This window comes from Cupriavidus sp. 30B13 (assembly GCF_049059565.2).
Taxonomy (GTDB): Bacteria; Pseudomonadota; Gammaproteobacteria; order Burkholderiales; family Burkholderiaceae; genus Cupriavidus.
Window position 1 is genome coordinate 1,453,897 of sequence record NZ_CP188224.1, and the last position, 18,387, is coordinate 1,472,283.

Below are 18,387 nucleotides of genomic sequence, written 5' to 3' on the forward strand. Positions count from 1 at the left end.
CCGCCGCGGCGATTGTGTGCGCTGATCGACTGCCGGCGCGGTGCCGGCGGCGTGCTCAGTCCGTGGTGCTGGGGCTCCAGAAAGCCTGGTGGATATGCTCGGACTCGGCCAGTTGCGCCATCAGGCGGTCCAGCACCTCGCCGTCGATCGAGGTGGCGGTCAGCACCGCCTCGATCTCCACGTCGGCATCGCCGAAGGCATGCACCTCCAGGTCGCGCGTGGGATAGTTGCCCATCTCCAGCGTGCGCTCCAGCAACTGCAGCGCCAGCTTCTGCGAAGCGCGCGGCGCGATCACGTAGACGGTGTTGGTGACTTCCACCGCCGTGGTGTCCATCGGCTGCTGGTTGATGCGGTCGACCACGGGCCGCAACAGCGTGTTGGCCGCCAGCACGAACAGGCAGCCCAGCGTGGCCTCGAGGATCAGGTCCGCGCCCGCGCTGGCGCCGATCGCGGCCGAGCCCCACAGCGTGGCGGCGGTGTTGAGGCCGCGCACATTGCCTTCCTCGCGCATGATCACGCCCGCGCCAAGGAAACCGATGCCGGACACCACGTAGGCCACCACGCGCACCGCGCCGTCGTGCCCGGCCATGCGGTTGGCCATGTCGACGAAGATGGCCGCGCCCACCGCCACCAGCACGTTGGTGCGCAGGCCGGCGGTGCGCTGCCGGATCTGCCGCTCGTAGCCGATCACCGCGCCCAGCACGAAGGCGGTGGTCAGGCTCACGAGGGTATCCATCAACGAGGTGAGGTTGACGTTCTGGAACGCTTGGAGGGATTGCATGGCAGGTTTTCCCGGGCTGTAAAGCGGATGCGCTTTTTTCGTTATTGTTTCCCAGGTCCCGACCCGGGCGCTACCGCATTTGTACGGCAGGCAGATGTCGGGCCCGTGTCGCGGCATCGGCCGCGACGGGCGTTTCGGCACGAGGTCCGTGGCGTGTCACGTGTTGCGTTGCGTGCGTGGCGGCGGCAGGCCGCCACGCAATCGCACTGCGGCCCATGCACCGGTGGCAGGGCCGCGTGGAGACGGCGCACGGGTGCCGGCGTGTGGAAGCGACGCCGCATGGGCGAGTGCATTCCGCGGCATGGCGGCCGCTAGTCTGGCAGGGAACTGGGGGGAGCTGGAAGGGAAGGCAGCGCGCGGAGAACCCGTGCGATGCCGCCACTACCGGCCGGTATCGGCGAGGCAGCGGCGAAAGGAGAAACGACGCCTTGGCTTGCCTGGCCGTTCAGGATGTGGCCGCAGGCCACGCAGAACAACTGTCCATGGAGATCGACTCCGCAGCGATGACGGGCGAAGCGTATCAAAGCCACCATGCGCTTGGCAACCGCTTTTTGGGGGGGTGTTCGCGCCGTGCGGGAAGGGGCGCGAGCGTAGTGGCGCCACGCTACAAGCTTTGTCAGAATAGCGTGCTGCGAGCGTTGCCGGTGCCCGTGCATCATGGTCCGCGCCGCAGTCAATCCGGCGCGGACCATGCGTGCCCGCCGGGTGTTCCCGCCATGACCGCGCCGGTCCTGCCGCTCCAACCCGCCAGAAGCCTATGACGATTGTGCTCCCGAGTGAAACGCAGGACGCCATGCGCGAGCTGATCCTGCTGGTATGCCTGCATGACCACGATGCGGCAGACCGTTGCTGGACCGCGTTCGGGCACGCTCTCGCGCACGCCGGGCCGGGATGCGACGGCCATCGGCTGCTGTGGCCGCTGAGCGAAGCCACCGGCACCGGCGCCGGTTTCTACGTCGAGTGGAACGACCCCGCGGCGCTGGTGCGCAGCGTGCGCGCGCTGGCCGCGCGCGCCGGCTTGCAGGTGGACTGGGGCGTGGCCGACCCGCTGGCGCCAGCCTTTCTCGCCGCCCACGATGTCCCCGCCCTGATGACCATCGCGCAGGCGTCGCTGCGCGCGGCCGGCCACACCCTGTGGTGCTGGGACACCCAGGCCGACGCCTTTGCCGGCTGGCTGGTGCGCAGCCGCGACGAGGCGCGGCTGGCCAGCGTGGCCGCGCGCCTGCAACTGATGATCGATCCCGCCGACGAAACCTGCTGACAGGGGCGGCTCCGTTCGACGCCGCCGCACCTCCGCGCCCTCCCTGCGTTCCTCCCTGCATTGATATCGGCGCTCACCCTGGCGTTCACATTTAGTGACAATTACCGCGCACGGCTGCGCTAGGCTAGCGGGGTCTGATGCTGGCCCGGCAGCATGCCTGTGAGCGTTTTCGCATTGCAGTCGCCTTTCTCTTTCGCTGAACCCTTCGGCGCAATGGCTGGACACGGTAACGTTACCGGGGATGGTCAAGAGAGAGCCATGAGAATTGCTTCGGTAGAAGACGATGAGAGCCAGGCCGGGCTCATCCGGCAGATTGTGGAAGACGCGGGCTATGCCTGCGCCACCTACGCCAGTGGCGGGGCCTTCGTGCGCGCGCTGCGCGAAGACACGTTCGACCTCGTGATTCTCGACTGGCAACTGCCCGACATCAGCGGCCTCGACCTCGTGCCGTGGATACGCCAGCGCGTCGGCCGCGTCCTGCCCATCCTGTTCGTCACCAGCCGTCCGCTCGAGGAAAGCGTGGTGGCCGCGCTCGGCGCCGGCGCCGACGACTACATGACCAAGCCGATCCGCCGCGCCGAACTGGTGGCCCGCATGCGCGCGCTGCTGCGCCGGGCCTATCCGCAGGCGATGGTGCAGAGCGAGCTGATCGAAGTCGGCGGCTACGCGGTGGATCCGGTCGGGCGCACCATCTCGCTGCGCGGCACGCGGCTCGACGTCTCGCCGCGCGAGTTCGACGTGGCGCTGTTCCTGTTCCGCAACGTGGGCAGGCTGCTGCCGCGCGAGATGATGGAGAAGGCCGTGTGGGGCCGCGTGATCGGCCCCGACTCGCGCACGCTCGACACCCACGTGTCGCGCCTGCGGATCAAGCTCGCGCTGCGCCCGCAGAACGGCGTGCGCCTGACTTCGGTGTACTCGCACGGTTATCGCTTCGATGCGGTGACCGAGCCCGGCCGGCTCGAATGAGCCGCGGCGGCCGCGCCCGGCCGGCTTGCCGACACAGTTGTTCACGCTGGCGCGCCGGCCAGCGGCTAATCTGAATCCAGGGGAGCTTTCGCCAGCTTCCCGTACCCGCAGGCAGCGCCCGCATCGCTGCCGCATTGCCAGCCAGGCCACGTCATGTGGCCTGGTTTTTTTGCTGGCGCGGGCCGCCGCCGGGCACTATGGCACAATGCCGCGTCGTGTCCGGCCGGGCCTCGATTGCCGCTGCGGCGCCTCGCGCACACGCGGTAAGCGCGCACCGCCGGGCGCCTTGCCCGTTGCCTGAAACTCCACCACGGCCCGCCGGCACAGCGCACGAAGTGGCGCGCCGCGCGCCGCCGTGCGCCCCCACGCATGCGTCTTTTCCGTTCTTGTCTCTTGGCCTGCGTCATGCAGGCCGCCGGCCTGTGCGCGCCATCGCTGGCCACGCCATCGCTGGCCACGCCGTTGCCGGCCGCGCCGTCCACGCCGTCCACGCCGTCCACGCCGTCCATCCAGCTGGCCACCATGCGCGCCGCGCAGCCGCTGCCGCCGATCCGCTTCCTGCTCACCTTCGACGACGGCCCCGACGCCGGCGAGGACGGCAGCACGCCGCTGATCCTGCGCCAGCTGGCCGACAATCCGGTCACCCCGGGCATCAAGGCCCTGTTCTTCGTGCAGACCGCCCACCCGCGCCGCGGCGGCGGGGAAGCGGGCAAGGCGCAGATGCATGCCACCTGCCAGGCCGGCCACCGCCTCGCGGTGCACAGCGGCCTGCCGGAGGGCCATGTGTCGCACACGCGCCTGGCGCCGGAGGAACTGGAGGCGTCGCTGCTGTCCGGCGAAGCCGACATCATCGAGCAGTGCCGCGGCGCGGCGCAGCTCGTGCGCCCGCCCAACTGGGCGTACGACGATGCGGTCCAGGCGGTCTACCGCAAGCTCGGGCTGGGCATGCTGATGTCGGACGTCAACGCGCGCGACGGCAAGATCTACGGCTGGCATATCAGCCTGCGCCGCCGCTCGCACATCAACAGCGAGCTGGCGCAGGTCAAGGTGGCGCTGTCCGCGCAGCGGCTGGCGCTGGCCGGCGGCGTGGCGCCCATCGTGGTGAGTTTCCACGACACCAACGACTACACCGCCTCGCACATGACGGAGTACCTGCAGATCCTGGTGGAAGAAGCCGGCAACAACGGCCTGGCGCTGGCCGACCCGCCGTTCTATACCGATGCCCGCCAGGCCGAGCGGGCCGCGCGGGTGCGCGCGCTGTCGGGCGTCTACGCGCGCGCCAGCTGGCCCTGAAGCGCGCGGCGGCGGCGCGCGCCGCCGCGTACAATGCTGCGCGTGCGGCCTGCCGCGCGCCTGCGCGGGGCGCTCCATGCCTTGCCGCTTCCTCTTACTTCCCAGCCGAGCATCACGATGGAAAGCGCCGTCACCGAGATCTTCTACCGCCTTTCCACGGCGTTCTTCTGGCCCGTCGCGCTGGCCCTGCTGGCGCTGTTCGTGCTGTCGCTGGCCGACCTCGGCAGCCTGCTGGTGCAGTCGCGCCGGCGCGCCGCCTCGCCGCGCAGCGACCTGCCGGCGCTGGCCAACGCGCTGGCCGCCGGCTTGCGCCGTGGGGCGCCGGCCCAACTGCACACGCTGCCGATGTCGCCCGCGCTGGCGCGCTTCTGGGGTTTGCTCGAAGGCCGCCTGGCGCGCCTCGATTCGCACGAGCACCTCGACCTGTGGCTGGACGAGACGCTGCAGCGCGAGGAAATGCGCGTGGCCAACCGGCTCGACCTGACCCGCACGCTGGTGCGCATCGCCCCCATGCTGGGGCTGGCCGGCACCATCATCCCGCTCGGGCCGGCGCTGCAGTCGCTGCTGGCCGGCGACATGGCCGGCATGGTCAACCACCTCGTGATCGGCTTCGGCGCGGTGGTGTGCGGGCTGGTGCTGGGCGGCATCGCCTACGTGCTTACGCTCACGCGCGAGCGCTGGGCGCGCGCCGATCTCAAGGAGATGGAGAACCTGTGCGAGCTGGTGCTGCGCGCCCTGCCGGCGGCGGGGGCGCAAGCCTGATGGAAACCGGCCACGGACACCGTTTCCGGCGCCGCCGCTTCGTGCGCCGCCGGCACATGCAGGGCGAACTGGCCTCGGTGCACCGCGAAGACCCGCTGGCCGGCGTGGCCAACCTGTTCGATGCCTCGATCGTCTTTGCGGTGGGCCTGATGGTGGCGCTCACGCAGGCCTTCGGCCTGGCCCAGCTGCTCGATCCCGAGGCGCGCTTCACGCTGGTCCGGCGCGACCCGCGCACGGGCGAACTGCAATGGCTGGAGAAGAACCGCAAGGAAGTGAAGGTCAGCAAGTTCTCCGCGCAGCAGAAGGCCGGCGAGGGCACGCGGCTGGGCGTGGCCTACCAGCTGCCCGACGGCAGCGTGGTCTACGTGCCCGAAGGCGCGCCGGCCTCCGCCGCGCAGGCCGCCCCGGCGGCGGGCGCGGCCAGATGAGGCCGGTCCGGCAGCGCTGGCTGGCGGCGCTCCTCGTCCTGCTCGGCTGGCTGCTGCCGGCATGCGTGGCGCATGCGCAGGCCGCCGCGCCGGTGCGCGTGCTGGTGGTCACCACCAACACCCATCTGCTGCCCGCCGCCGAAGCGCGCCTGCGCGAGCTGGCCGGGCCAGGCCGGGTGGTGCTGCAAGCCGTCACCGCCGCGCCCGATGCCGTGCAGGCCGCCGCCGCCGATGCCATCTACGCGTATTTCGCGCCTGCCGCCGTGTTGAAGCAGATGGCTCCGGCCGTGCGCCAGGCCAGGCAGCGCGGCGCGCTGGTGCTGGCCGCGCCCGCGGCCTCGGCCGAAGCCGCGTGGGGCATTGGCCTCGACGCCGCGCGCGGGCAGGCGGCCGAGGCCTACTGGAGCGCCGGCGGCGCCGACAACCTGGCCGGCTGGCTGGCGTGGACCGTGGCGCAGTTGCGCGGCGCGGACGCCATCGCCGTGCCGGCGCCGCGCCCGCTGCCCGCGGCCGGCATCTATCACCCGCGCGCCGCGCAAGTGTTCGCCACGCTGCCGGCGTACCTGGACTGGTATCGCGCCAACGGCGGCCCGCCCGCCGATGCGCCGCTGGTGGGCATTGCCTTCTACGCCAGCAATTACCGCCAGCAGGACCTGGCCCATATCGATGCGCTGGTGGCGGCGCTGGAGCGGCAGGGCATCGGCGCCGTGCCGGTGTTCGGCTGGCCGCTCTCCAGCCTGGACGCCGCGCTGACGGTGGACGGCCACAGCCCGCTGCGCGCGCTGTTCGCGCTCAATCTCACCATCAGCCGCGCCGAGGACAAGGCATGGCTGGAGCGCCACGGCGTGCACGCCATCAACCTGGTCGCCACGCGCGACAGCCAGGCCGCCTGGCGCGCCGACGCGCGCGGCATCGCCGGCGAGCGCCTGCCGCTGCTGCTCAATACGCCCGAGCGCGCCGGCGCCAGCGAACCGATCCTGTTCGCCACGCTGGAAGACGAAAACGGCGCCAAGACCAGCCGCGCGGTGCCGGAGCGCGCCGACGCCGCGGTGGCGCGCGCGCGGCGCTGGATCGCGCTGCAGGACAAGCCGGCGGCGGACAAGCGCATCGCCATCCTCTACTACAACAACCCGCCCGGCAGCGGCAATATCGGCGCCAGCTACCTGGCCACGCTGCCATCGCTGGCGCAGATCGTGGCGCGCTTGCGCGCGGCCGGCTACCAGGCCGGCAGCGCCGTGCCGGACACCGCCGGGCTGAGCGCGCTGCTGGAGCGCAACGGCCGCAACATGGAGGAATGGTCGCCGGGCGAGCTGCGCGAGATGGTCGCGCGCGGGCGCGTCGCGCTGCTGCCGATGGCGCAGTACAAGCGCTGGTTCGACACGCTGCCCGCGGGCTTCCGCCGGTCGGTGCTCGCCGCCTGGGGGCCGCCCGAGCGCAACCCGCTGATGCTGGTGGACGACGGCCGCGGCGGGCAGGATTTCGTGATCCCGGGCCTGCGCTTGGGCAACCTGTTCGTCGGCCCGCAGCCGCTGCGCTCCACCTTCGCGCGCGCGCTGGACAGCTCGCACGACACGGTCACGCCGCCGCCGCATTCGTATATCGCCGCCTACCTGTGGTACCGCCACGCGTTCGGCGCCGACGCGGTGGTCCACGTCGGCCGCCACGGCACGCTCGAGTGGCTGCCCGGCAAGCAGGCCGGGCAGGCCGGCGACGACAGCGCGGAAGTGCTGCTGGGCGACCTGCCCAACGCCTACTACTACATCCAGGACGGCGGCGGCGAGGCAATACAGGCCAAGCGCCGCAGCGCCGCCGTGCTGGTCAGCCACCTGACCCCGCTGCTGGCCCGCGCCGGCATGCCGGCCGCGCTGGCGAAGCTGGACGAGGTGATCGAGCAGCAGGAAGCCACCGCCGACGGCGCCCCCGCGCTGGCCGGGCAATACCGCCTGCAGGCGCTGGCGCAGATCCGCGCGCTGGGCCTGGACCGGCAGCTCGGCCTGGACCTCGGCGCGCCGTGGGAACAGGTCGAGCCGGTGATCCACCGCTTCCTGCACAAGGTGGAAGCCGAGCCGATGCCGCAAGGCATCCACGTGCTGGGCGAACTGCCGCCGGCGGATTTCCAGCGGCGGGCGCTGGCTACCGTGCTGGAAAGCGCGTTCGACGCCGGCGAGCGCAAACGCATGGGCCATGACACGCTGGCGGACTGGGCCGGCGCGCTGCTCGACGGGCGCGAGCCGGATCTGGCGGACCTGCCGCCGCTGGCGGACAAGGCAAAGGCCGCGCTGGCCGCGGCGCGCGCCTGGCTGGCCGGCCTGCGCGCCTCGCCGCAGGACGAGCTCGACGGCCTCGTCACGGTGCTCTCGGGCCGCTACCTGCCGACCGCGCCGCTCGGCGATCCGGTGCGCACGCCGCAGGGCCTGCCCACCGGGCGCAACCTGCATGCCTTCGACGGCGCCTTCATCCCCACGCCGGCCGCGTGGGAAGTCGGCAAGGCGCTGGCGCGGCAGACGCTGGCGCGCTACCGCGCGGAAACCGGCGCCATTCCCGCGCAGGTTTCGATGGTGCTGTTCTACGGCGAGACCGAGCGCCACCAGGGCGCGATGGAAAGCGAGGCGCTCTACCTGATGGGCGTGGAGCCGGTCTGGAACGCGCGCGGCGTGGCCGAGGACGTGCGGCTGATTCCCGATGCGCAGCTCGGCCGGGCGCGCGTCAACGTGCTGTTCACCATCTCCGGCATCTACCGCGACGGCTTCGGCGACAAGGTGGCGCTGCTGGACAAGGCCGCGCGCCTGGCCGCCGCGGCCGGCGACAACGCCGTCAGCCGCCATGACCGCGAGGCAGAGGCGGCGCTGCTGGCCGCCGGCGTGGCGCCGCCGCTGGCCGCGCGCCTGGCGCGCGCCCGCGTGTTCGCCGCCAGGCCGGGCAACTACGGCATCGGCGTGCAGCAGATGGTGGAGCAGAGCCTTGATGTGGCCCGACCTGTGGCCCGGCCCGGCGAGCCGGCCGGGCAGGCGCTGGCGCAGCAATACCTGCGCTACATGAACTTCGCGTTCTCCGCCGAGGGCTGGGGCGAGACCGCGCCGCAGGCGCTGGCCAGCCATCTCAAATCGAACCAGGCCGTGCTGTTCTCGCGCGCCAGCACGCTCTACGGCGCGCTCGACAACGACGACACCTACCAGTACGCCGGCGGCCTCAACCTCGCCACGCGCGCGGTCAGCGGGCAGGCGCCGCGCTTCTGGCTGCACAACCTGCGCCGCCCGGCCGAGGCCGAGACGGTGGATGCGCGCACGTGGCTGGCCACCGAGCTCAACGCGCGCAACTGGAACCCGCGCTGGATCGCCGGCATGCAGCGCTCGGGCTACGCCGGCGCGCGCGAGATGGCCAGGGAGATCGAGCATCTCTACGGCTTCCAGGCCACCAGCCCGGAGCAGATGAGCGGCGACTTCTGGCAGCAGACCTACGACGTCTACGTGGCCGACAAGCTCGGCATGGACATGGACCGCTTCTTCGCGCGCAGCAATCCGCACGCGCGGCAGGGCATCCTGGCGCGCCTGCTGGAAGTGGACCGGCAGGGCAGCTACCGCTTCACCGCGGCCGAGCGCGCGGACATGGCGCGGCGCTACGTGGCCTCGGTCAACCGCGACGGGCTGTCGTGCACGGCCAACAGCTGCGGCAATCCGGCGCTGATGCAATACATCGCCGGGCTGGGCCAGCAGGCGCGCCTGCCGGCGCAGGCGCTGCGCGCGTTCGGCGAGCGGCTGGCGCGGGCGATGCCGGGGCGCGAGCCAGCGCCGGCACCGGGCGGCGCGCCCGCGCGGCGCGCCGCCGCGAAGGGAGCGGCGGCACCCGCCCAGCGGGCAGGGGGGGCACAAGGGGCACAGCCGGCTCCGGCCGCGCCGCCGGCGCCGGCCACCGAGCACGTGGTCGGCCGGTTGCTCGCATCGCGCTCGCTCAGGCTCGCGCCTGCGGCGCCACTTTCCGGCCTGCACCCGCGCCAGGCATGGGGAGCCGTCTTGCTGATACTGCTGCTGGTCGCCGCAGGGGCCGGCGCGGAATGGCGCCGCGGCCGGCGCCGGGGGGCATCGCGCTGATGCCGCGGCGGTGGACAGCCCCGCGCGATCTCTTTATGCTGTCCGCCTCGTTTCCGCCGCGCCGCAGCCTGGCCGCGGCCTGTCCAGACGCCTGATTTCCGAGCCCGCCACCATCATGCAGACCAGCAAAATCCCCGCCACCATCGTCACCGGCTTCCTCGGCAGCGGCAAGACCACCTTGCTGCGCCACATCCTCGAGAACGCCGGCGGGCGCCGCATCGCGGTGATCGTCAACGAGTTCGGCGAGCTGGGCATCGACGGCGAGATCCTCAAGGGCTGCGGCATCGGCTGCGACGAGGCGGGCGAGAGCAACGGCCAGCTCTACGAACTGGCCAACGGCTGCCTGTGCTGCACCGTGCAGGAAGAGTTCTTCCCGGTGATGGAGCAGTTGCTGGAGCGCCGCGCCGACATCGACCACGTGCTGATCGAAACCTCCGGCCTGGCGCTGCCCAGGCCGCTGGTGCAGGCCTTCAACTGGCCCAGCATCAAGAATGCCTTCACCGTGGACGCGGTGGTGACCGTGGTGGACGGCGCCGCGGCGGCGGCCGGCCAGTTCGCCGCCGATCCGGACGCCGTGGACGCGCAGCGCAAGGCCGATCCCAACCTCGACCACGAATCGCCGCTGCACGAGCTGTTCGAGGACCAGCTCGGCGCGGCCGACCTCGTCATCCTCAACAAGACCGACCTGATCGACGCCGCGCAGCGCGCCGAGGTGGAAGCGCTGATCCGCCCCGAGATCCCGGCCGAGGTGAAGATCGTCGGCGCGCAGGGCGGCAAGCTCGACGTGGCGCTGCTGCTGGGCCTGAACCGTGCCTCCGAGGACACCATCCACCTGCGCCCGGACCACCACGGCTCGGCCGACGATCCCGATCATGCCGACCATCATCACGACGAATTCGATTCGGTGGTGGTGGCGCTGGGCGAAGTCGGGCGCGACCACCTCGTCGGCGCGCTGCAGCAACTGGTGGAGCAGCACACCATCTATCGCATCAAGGGCTTCGCCAAGCTGCCCGGCAAGCCCATGCGCTTCGTGCTGCACGGCGTGGGGCGCCGCTTCGACGGCTATTTCGACCGTCGCTGGCAGCCGGGCGAGACGCAGGCCACGCGCATCGTGCTGATCGGGCAGGACCTCGAGCAGGCCGCGCTGCAGGCGGCTCTCGAGGCGGCGCTGGCCACGGCGCAGGCCTGACGCCGCCTGCGGCGCACACGTTCGCGCAGGCCACGCGCATGCATCTGCTTTCCACCCGCCCCGGCGGCTTCGTCGACGACAACGCCGGCGTGGTGCGCATCGCGCAGAGCCCGGCGCGCATCGTGGTGCTGAGCGCGGCGGACACCACGCTGTCGCTGCTGGCCGGCGTGTTTCCGCGCCTGGGCGACGATTTTCCCACGGTGCGGCTGGCCAACCAGATGTACCTGCGCCAGCCGGCCTCGCTCGACATGTACGTGGACGACGTGCTGCAGCACGCGAGCGTGGTGGTGGTGGACCACCTCGGCGGCGACAGCGACTGGGCCTACGGCCTGGAGCGGCTGACCGAGCTGGCCCGCGCGCGCGGGCAGTTGCTGGTGATGTTTTCCGGCGACCTCGCCGAGGACGCCAACCTGCTCGCGCGCGGCAACGCGCCGGCGGCGCTGGCCACCACGCTGTGGCGCTACCTGCGCGAAGGCGGCGCCGACAACGCCGAGCAGTTTTTCCGCTGCCTGGCGCACCACGCGTTCGGCTGGGGCGAGCCGGCCTTGCAGCCGCGCGTGCTGCCGCAGGCCGCGCTCTACCATCCGGCGCACGGCGTCGCCACCATGGCGGACTGGCAGCGCGAGTGGATGGCCGGCGCGCCGGTGGCGGCGCTGGTGTTCTACCGCGCTCACCTGCAGGCCGGCAACACCGCCGTGTTCGACGCGCTGATCGCCGCGCTGCGCGCCGCGGGCCTCAACCCGCTGCCGCTGGCGGTGAACTCGCTCAAGGACGCGCTGTGCCGCGAAGTCCTGCAGCAGCTCTGCGCGGAACAGCGCGCGGCGCTGGTGCTCAATACCACCGCCTTCGCGGTGTCTTCGCTCGACGCGCCCGAAACCATGGCGCTGGCCGGCGACGCGCCGGTGCTGCAGGTGGTGCTCAGCGGCGGCAACCGCGAGGACTGGCTGCGCGACAGCCAGGGCCTGGGCGCGCGCGACGTGGCCATGCACATCGCCATGCCCGAGGTGGACGGCCGCATCATCACGCGTGCGGTCAGCTTCAAGGGCCTGGCCTACCGCTGCCCGCACACCGAGGTGGACGTGGTGCGCTACCAGCCCGACGCGGAGCGCATCGCCTTCGTGGCCGAACTGGCGCGGCGCTGGTGCCGCCTGCGCGATCTGCCCAACGCGCAAAAGCGCGTGGCGCTGGTGCTGGCCAACTATCCGTCCAGCGAAGGGCGCATCGGCAATGGCGTGGGCCTCGACACGCCGGCCTCGGTGGTGGGCATCCTCGCCATGCTGCGCGAGCAGGGCTATCGCTGCGAAGGCCTGCCCGCCGACGGCGACGCGCTCATGCGCGGGCTGACGCAAGGCATCACCAACGACCTCGCCCAGCACGGCTGGCGCCCCGCCTTCCAGAGCCTGGCGATGGCGGACTACCTGCGCCACCTGCGCGGCCTGCCCGAGGAAAACCAGCGCGCCATCGCCGCGCGGTGGGGCAGCCCGGAGCACGACCCGATGGTGCGGCAGGGCCGCTTCATGATCGCCGGCGTGCGCAGCGGCCACCTGTTCGTCGGCCTGCAGCCGGCGCGCGCCCACGCGCGGCCCGGCGAGGACGGGACCACCGGCGCGCAGGACTACGCCAGCTACCACGACGCCGAGCTGGTGCCGCCGCATGGCTACCTGGCCTTCTATTTCTGGCTGCGCCATGCGTTCGGCGCCGATGCCGTCGTCCACGTCGGCAAGCACGGCAACCTGGAATGGCTGCCCGGCAAGAGCGTGGCGCTGGCCGACACCTGCTGGCCCGACGCCATCCTCGGCCCGCTGCCGCATCTCTACCCGTTCATCGTCAACGACCCGGGCGAGGGCGCGCAGGCCAAGCGGCGCGCGCAGGCGGTCATCGTCGACCACCTGATGCCGCCGCTTACGCGTGCCGAGAACTACGGGCCGCTGCAGGACCTGGAGCGGCAGGTCGACGAATACTACGAGGCGCTCGCGGTCGACCCGCGCCGCGCGCGGCTGCTGCGCAAGTCCATCCTCGAGCTGATCGTGGACCAGCAGCTGCACCGCGAGCTGGGACTCGACGCGCCGGCCGACAGCGACGGCGAGGACGCGCTGCTCAACCGCACCGATGCGTACCTGTGCGAGCTCAAGGAGTCGCAGATCCGCGACGGCCTGCATGTGTTCGGCGTGTCGCCGCAGGGGCGCCAGCGGCGCGACACGCTGCTCGCGCTGGGCCGTTTCCCGAGCGGCGACGGCCGCGGCGCGCAAGCCAGCCTGCTGGCCGCGCTCGCCGCCGATCTCGGGCTGGGCGAAGATTTCGACCCGCTCGACGCGGATTGGGGCGCGCCGTGGCACGGGCCGCGCCCGGCCCTGCTGATGTCCGTCGATGCCGGCGCGTGGCGCCACCACGGCGACACGCGCGAGCGGCTCGAGCTGCTGGCGACGCGCTGGCTCGACGAGGGCGCCGCGCCCGCCGGCCTGCCGCGGGCCGCGGCGGTGCTGGCGCGCCTGCACGCCGAGGTGGCGCCGCGGCTGGACGCCTGCGGCGCGCAGGAAATGCTGCAGCTCGCGCGCGGCCTGGCCGGGCGCTTCGTGCCGCCCGGCCCCAGCGGCGCGCCGTCGCGCGGCCGCCCGGATGTGCTGCCCACCGGCCGCAATTTCTACTCGGTCGACACGCGCGCGGTGCCCACGCGCACGGCGTGGACGCTCGGCCTCAAGTCGGCCAACCAGCTGATCGAGCGCCATCTGCAGGAGCATGGCGACTATCCGCGCGCGGTGGGCCTGTCGGTCTGGGGCACGGCCACCATGCGCAGCGGTGGCGACGACATCGCGCAGGCCTTCGCGCTGATGGGCGTGCGGCCCAGGTGGGCATCCGGCAGCTTCCGCGTCACGGATTTCGAGATCCTGCCGATGGCCATCTTCGACCGCCCGCGCGTGGACGTGACGCTGCGCGTGTCGGGCTTCTTCCGCGATGCGTTCGCCAACGTCATGCGCCTGTTCGACGCCGCCGTGCAGGCGGTGGCCGAGCTCGACGAACCGCCTGAACTCAACCCGCTGCGCGCGCGCGTGCTGGCCGAGCGCGCCTGCCTGCAAGCGCAGGGCCTGCCCGCCGCCGAGGCGCGCCGGCGCGCCGGCTGGCGCGTGTTCGGCGCGCGCCCGGGCGGCTACGGCACCGGCCTGCAGGACCTGATCGACAGCCGCGCCTGGCAGGACGACAACGACCTGGCCCAGGCCTACCTGCATGCCGGCGGCTATGCCTACGGGCAGGGCACCGACGGCGTGGAGGCGCGCGCCAGCTTTGCCGCGCGCCTGTCGGGCCTGGACGCCGTGGTGCAGAACCAGGACAACCGCGAGCACGACCTGCTCGACGCCAACGACTATTACCAGTTCCAGGGCGGCATGGCCGCCGCCGCGCGCACCTTCGGCGGCGCGCAGCCGGCCATCTACCACGGCGACCACAGCAACCCGGCCGCGCCGCGCATCCGCACGCTGCAGGAAGAAATCAGCCGCGTGATCCGCGCGCGCGTGGTCAATCCCAAATGGATCGACGGCGTCAAGCGCCACGGCTACAAGGGCGCCTTCGAGATGGCCGCCACCGTGGACTACCTGTTCGGCTTCGACGCCACCACGCGCGTGGTATCCGACCACCAGTACGCGCTGGTGGCCGACGCCTACGTCAACGACGCCGGCACGCGCGCCTTCCTGCGCCGGCATAACCCGCGCGCGCTGCACGCCATCTGCGAGCGCCTGCTCGAGGCCGCGCAGCGCGGCCTGTGGCAGGAACCCGGCGAGCGCCGCGCCCAACTCGAACGACACCTGCTCGACAGCGAGCAGGCGCTTGAAGGAGCATCCCGATGACCGCCGCCGCACAGCGCCCGCGCTTGCCGTTTCCGTTCAGCGCGCTGGTGGGCCAGCCGCGCTTGCAGCAGGCGCTGCTGCTGGCCGCGGTGGACCCCGGCATCGGCGGCGTGCTGGTGAGCGGCCCGCGCGGCACCGCCAAGTCCACCGCCGCGCGCGCGCTCGCCGAGCTGTTGCCCGAAGGGCAGTTCGTCACGCTGCCGCTGGGCGCCAGCGAGGAGCAGCTCGTCGGCACGCTGGACCTCGGCCACGTGCTGCGCCAGAGCGAGGTGCGCTTCGCGCCGGGCCTGCTGGCGCGCGCGCACCAGGGCGTGCTCTATGTCGACGAGGTCAACCTGCTGCCCGATCACCTCGTCGACCAGTTGCTCGACGTGGCCGCCAGCGGTGTCAACGTGGTGGAGCGCGACGGCGTCTCGCACCAGCACGAGGCGCGCTTCGTGCTGGTCGGCACCATGAACCCCGAGGAAGGCGAGCTGCGCCCGCAACTGCTGGACCGCTTCGGCCTGGCGCTGACGCTGGAGAACTGCACCGACGCGGCGCAGCGCCAGGCCATCGTCCGCGCGCGGCTGGCCTTTGACACCGATCCCGCGGCGCTGCGCGCGCGCCATGCCGGCGCGCAGGAAACCCTGACGCGGCAGGTGCGCGCGGCGCGGGCCGCGCTGCCGGCGCTCACGTTCGGCGACGCCGTGCACGAGCGCGTCGGCCGCCTGTGCCTGGATGCCGCCGTGGACGGCGTGCGCGCCGACCTCGTGATGCTGCGCGCGGCGCGCGCGCTGGCCGCGCTGCAAGGCGACGCCGCCATCGCGCCGGCGCATGTGGATGCCGTGGCGGAACTGGTGCTGCATCATCGCCGGCAGGCGCCGCCCGATGCCGGCCGCGCGCCGGACGGCGCGGAGGCCGACGCGCAGGCGGGCGAGCGCGGCGACGCCGGCAGCGCAGCCAATCCCTGGGGCGCATTGCCGCCGCCCGCGGACAGCGGCGCGGCCGGCATCGCCCCGGTCAAGTCCGTGAGGCCGCTGCCCGCAAAAAAAGCCTGAGCCACCGGCAGGCCGCCGCCGATTCCGGGCAGGGCGGCAACCGGTGGCAAGCCCCTCGCTTCGCCGCGCCACGGCCGCAGAAAGGCCGTCCCGCCGGCAGCCGCATCGATTGGCCCCGCACGCTCGCCGCCAAGCGCGCCGGGCCGCTCGCGCCCGCGCACCTGCGCCTGCGCGCGCAGCATGCCCACGCCGGCGTGCTGCATTGCTTCGTGCTGGACTGCTCCGCCTCCATGCTGCACGGCCGCCAGCTCGCGCTGGCCAAGGGCGTGCTGCTGCGCCTGCTCCAGCGCGCCTACCAGGCCCGTGCCGAGGTCGCGCTGGTGTGCTTTGCCGGCAGCCACGCCGAAGTCCGCCTCCAGCCGGCCCGCGCGCGGCCGTGGAGCGAAGCCTGGATTCGCCCGATCGCCGGCGGCGGCGGCACGCCGCTCGCGCTCGGCATGCAGCGCGCGGGCGAGGTGCTGGCCGGCGCCGCCCGCCGCCGCCCGGCGCAGCAGCGCTGGCTGTGGCTGCTCAGCGACGGCCGCAGCGCGGAGCAGCCCGCGCGCCCGCGCGGGGCGGATGCCGTGATGGTGGTGGATTTCGAACAGCAGGCGGTGGCGCTGGGGCGCTGCCGCGAACTGGCGGCGGCGTGGGGCGGGGAGTGGGTGGCGGTGGAAGCACTTCTAAAATGAGAATCCGGGACTTCCTGGCGATGGTCGCGGGTGCCCAGAATCGGATGGCGGCTGAAAATACCTCGCATCCTGCATGCATCCGAAGCCATTTGTGCCATCCGACGTCATCGTGAAAGGAGCTCATGTGACCGCACAACAACGCGACGCAAGCGTTGCCCGTACCACCTCCATCAAATTTGCTAGACTAGACCAGTTCATAGACCAGATGGAGGCTAGCATGTTCGTCGAGGTGGGTTCCTACGATGCCAAGACCAGGCTGCCCGAATTGCTGCGCAAGGTGGAGCAGGGCGAGCGTTTCACCATCACCCAGCGTGGCCGTCCCATTGCGGACCTCGTGCCGAGCGCGGACAACAGCCGGCTCGGCGCGGAAGCCGCGGTCGCGGCGATGCGCGCCATTACCCGGGTGCAGGGTGTGGCGGCCGACGAACTCGGCCGCTGGATCGCGGAGGGGCGCCGGTGACGTCGGCGGTGCCGGCGGCGCTGGTGCTGGATGCCTCCGTGGCGCTGGCCTGGCTGTTCGAGCGGACGGAGCCGGCGCAGGCCGATTGCGCCGGGCGGGTGCTCGCGGCGCTGCCGTCATGCCGCGTGCTGGTGCCGCCGCTGTGGCACGTGGAGACCGCCAACGCGCTGCTGGTGGCCGAGCGCAGGCAGGTCGTGAGCGAGGCCCAGGTGGCGGATTTCGTCGCCAAGCTCGGCCGCCTGCCGATCGAGACCGACGTGGCGGCGCCCGCGGAGCGCAGCGAGGTCGTCATGGGGCTGGCCCGCGAGCACGCGCTGACCGCCTATGACGCTAGTTACCTGGATCTCGCGCTGCGCAGCGGCGCGGCGCTGGCGACCTTCGACGTCGCGCTGGCGGATGCGATGCGGCGGGCCGGCGGCATCGTGTTCGCCTGAGTCCGCCACCGCGCGGGCCGTTCCGCGCGCATGCGCAGGCGGCTTCGTTCCGTTTCCATCGCTGCTTCACCGCGTTCACATCGCGTTTGCAACAGCGCGCCGTCATCCCATCCGCACCTCGATCTCGTCGTACCGCCGCACGCGGTACACCACCATCGACACCAGCCAGCTCAGCACGAACACGCCGATGATGACGTAGCCGAGCATGCCGAAGTGCGCGTTCAGCGCGCCGACCACGTCCCACACGCCGCCTTCCAGGCCGAGCTTGTCGGCAATCAGGCCGAGCGCCTCGATGCCGCCGATCACCACCGCCACCACCACCGACACCAGCGTGATGGTCATGTTGTAGTAGAGCTTGCGGATCGGCTTGGTGAAGGCCCAGCCGTAGGCGCCCAGCATCAGGATGCCGTCGGTGGTGTCCACCAGCGACATGCCGGCGGTAAACAGCGCCGGGAACACCATGATGGTCCAGAACGGCACGCCCTTGGCGGCCTCGGCCGCGGACAGGCCGAACAGCGCCACTTCGGTCGCGGTGTCGAAGCCGAGGCCGAACAGCAGGCCCATCGGGAACAGGTGCCAGCTGCGGCTGGCGAGGCGGAACAGCGGGCGGAAGATGCGCGCGAGGAAGCCGCGGTTGTTGAGCAGCAGGTCCAGGTCCTGCTCCTTGAGAGGCTCGCCGCGCCTGACGGCGCGGAACGCGCGCCACACCGAGATCAGGATCAGCAGGTTGAAGAAGGCCAGCAGGAACAGGAACAGCGCCGACACGCTGGTGCCGATCATGCCGCCCACCGCCTTCATGTCGGCGAAGCGCGTCTGCAGCGCCGCGGCGGCGACGGCGATGCCGACGGACATCATCGTGACCACGGTGGAGTGCCCGAGCGAGAAGAAGAAGCCCACCGTGACCGGGCGCTTGCCTTCCTGCATGAGCTTGCGCGTGACGTTGTCGATGGCGGCGATGTGGTCCGCGTCGACGGCGTGGCGCAGGCCGAGCGTATAGGCCAGCACGGCCGAGGCCAGCAGCATGGGATGGTCGCGGAAGGCGGCCAGCGCCCAGATCCAGGCGCCCACGTTGGCGGCGATCAGGAAGGCGTACAGGGCAATGACCTTGCGGCGCACGTCGGCGTGCTGGTCGTTGAAGATGCTGGCGAGGAAGCGGAGCATGGGGGCAGGGGATGGAG

At 72.2% G+C, this 18,387-nt stretch carries 14 protein-coding genes; 12 read left to right on the top strand and 2 right to left on the bottom strand.

Annotation, left to right across the window (positions count from 1 at the left end; translation table 11 throughout):
* Positions 1-55 precede the first annotated feature (55 nt).
* Positions 56-781, bottom strand: a complete 726-nt coding sequence (locus ACKI2N_RS25590; protein WP_420991606.1) for an MgtC/SapB family protein — start codon at positions 779-781, stop codon at positions 56-58.
* A 757-nt stretch (positions 782-1,538) separates the two neighbouring features.
* Here ACKI2N_RS25590 and ACKI2N_RS25595 point away from each other — a divergent pair.
* The 12 genes from ACKI2N_RS25595 to ACKI2N_RS25650 all read left to right on the top strand — a co-directional run bounded on the left by ACKI2N_RS25595 (position 1,539) and on the right by ACKI2N_RS25650 (position 17,209).
* Entirely contained in the window at positions 1,539-2,042 is a 504-nt protein-coding gene (locus ACKI2N_RS25595; protein ID WP_420991607.1) for a DUF6630 family protein, read from the top strand.
* A gap of 258 nt (positions 2,043-2,300) precedes the next feature.
* On the top strand, positions 2,301-3,008 hold the full coding sequence (locus ACKI2N_RS25600; protein WP_420991608.1) for a response regulator transcription factor: 708 nt from the start codon (positions 2,301-2,303) through the stop codon (positions 3,006-3,008).
* Positions 3,009-3,413: 405 nt separating this feature from the next.
* On the top strand, positions 3,414-4,301 hold the full coding sequence (locus tag ACKI2N_RS25605; RefSeq protein ID WP_420991609.1) for a polysaccharide deacetylase family protein: 888 nt from the start codon (positions 3,414-3,416) through the stop codon (positions 4,299-4,301).
* Between the two features lie 117 nt (positions 4,302-4,418).
* Positions 4,419-5,063, top strand: a complete 645-nt coding sequence (locus ACKI2N_RS25610; protein ID WP_420991610.1) for a MotA/TolQ/ExbB proton channel family protein — start codon at positions 4,419-4,421, stop codon at positions 5,061-5,063.
* A complete protein-coding gene (locus ACKI2N_RS25615) occupies positions 5,063-5,491 on the top strand; it encodes a DUF2149 domain-containing protein (protein WP_420991611.1) in 429 nt (142 codons plus the stop codon). The genes ACKI2N_RS25610 and ACKI2N_RS25615 overlap by 1 nt, the downstream gene beginning before the upstream one ends.
* The gene (locus tag ACKI2N_RS25620) at positions 5,488-9,579 is read left to right on the top strand and encodes a cobaltochelatase subunit CobN (protein WP_420991613.1); all 4,092 of its coding nucleotides are present in this window, start codon (positions 5,488-5,490) and stop codon (positions 9,577-9,579) included. The genes ACKI2N_RS25615 and ACKI2N_RS25620 overlap by 4 nt, the downstream gene beginning before the upstream one ends.
* A gap of 115 nt (positions 9,580-9,694) precedes the next feature.
* Entirely contained in the window at positions 9,695-10,768 is a 1,074-nt protein-coding gene (gene cobW / locus ACKI2N_RS25625; RefSeq protein ID WP_420991614.1) for a cobalamin biosynthesis protein CobW, read from the top strand.
* Between the two features lie 38 nt (positions 10,769-10,806).
* Entirely contained in the window at positions 10,807-14,607 is a 3,801-nt protein-coding gene (gene cobN, locus ACKI2N_RS25630; RefSeq protein ID WP_420991615.1) for a cobaltochelatase subunit CobN, read from the top strand.
* A complete protein-coding gene (locus tag ACKI2N_RS25635; RefSeq protein ID WP_420991616.1) occupies positions 14,604-15,644 on the top strand; it encodes an ATP-binding protein in 1,041 nt (346 codons plus the stop codon). Before cobN ends, ACKI2N_RS25635 begins: the two co-directional genes overlap by 4 nt.
* A 209-nt stretch (positions 15,645-15,853) precedes the next feature.
* On the top strand, positions 15,854-16,315 hold the full coding sequence (locus tag ACKI2N_RS25640) for a vWA domain-containing protein (RefSeq protein WP_420991617.1): 462 nt from the start codon (positions 15,854-15,856) through the stop codon (positions 16,313-16,315).
* 217 nt (positions 16,316-16,532) lie between these two features.
* Entirely contained in the window at positions 16,533-16,775 is a 243-nt protein-coding gene (locus ACKI2N_RS25645) for a type II toxin-antitoxin system Phd/YefM family antitoxin (protein WP_420991618.1), read from the top strand.
* Positions 16,772-17,209 (top strand): type II toxin-antitoxin system VapC family toxin, encoded by a 438-nt coding sequence (locus ACKI2N_RS25650; RefSeq protein ID WP_420991619.1) that lies wholly within the window; start codon positions 16,772-16,774, stop codon positions 17,207-17,209. Before ACKI2N_RS25645 ends, ACKI2N_RS25650 begins: the two co-directional genes overlap by 4 nt.
* Positions 17,210-17,311: 102 nt before the next feature.
* On the opposite strand, the gene ACKI2N_RS25655 is transcribed toward ACKI2N_RS25650, so the two are convergent.
* Entirely contained in the window at positions 17,312-18,370 is a 1,059-nt protein-coding gene (locus ACKI2N_RS25655) for a HoxN/HupN/NixA family nickel/cobalt transporter (protein ID WP_420991620.1), read from the bottom strand.
* Positions 18,371-18,387 lie beyond the last annotated feature (17 nt).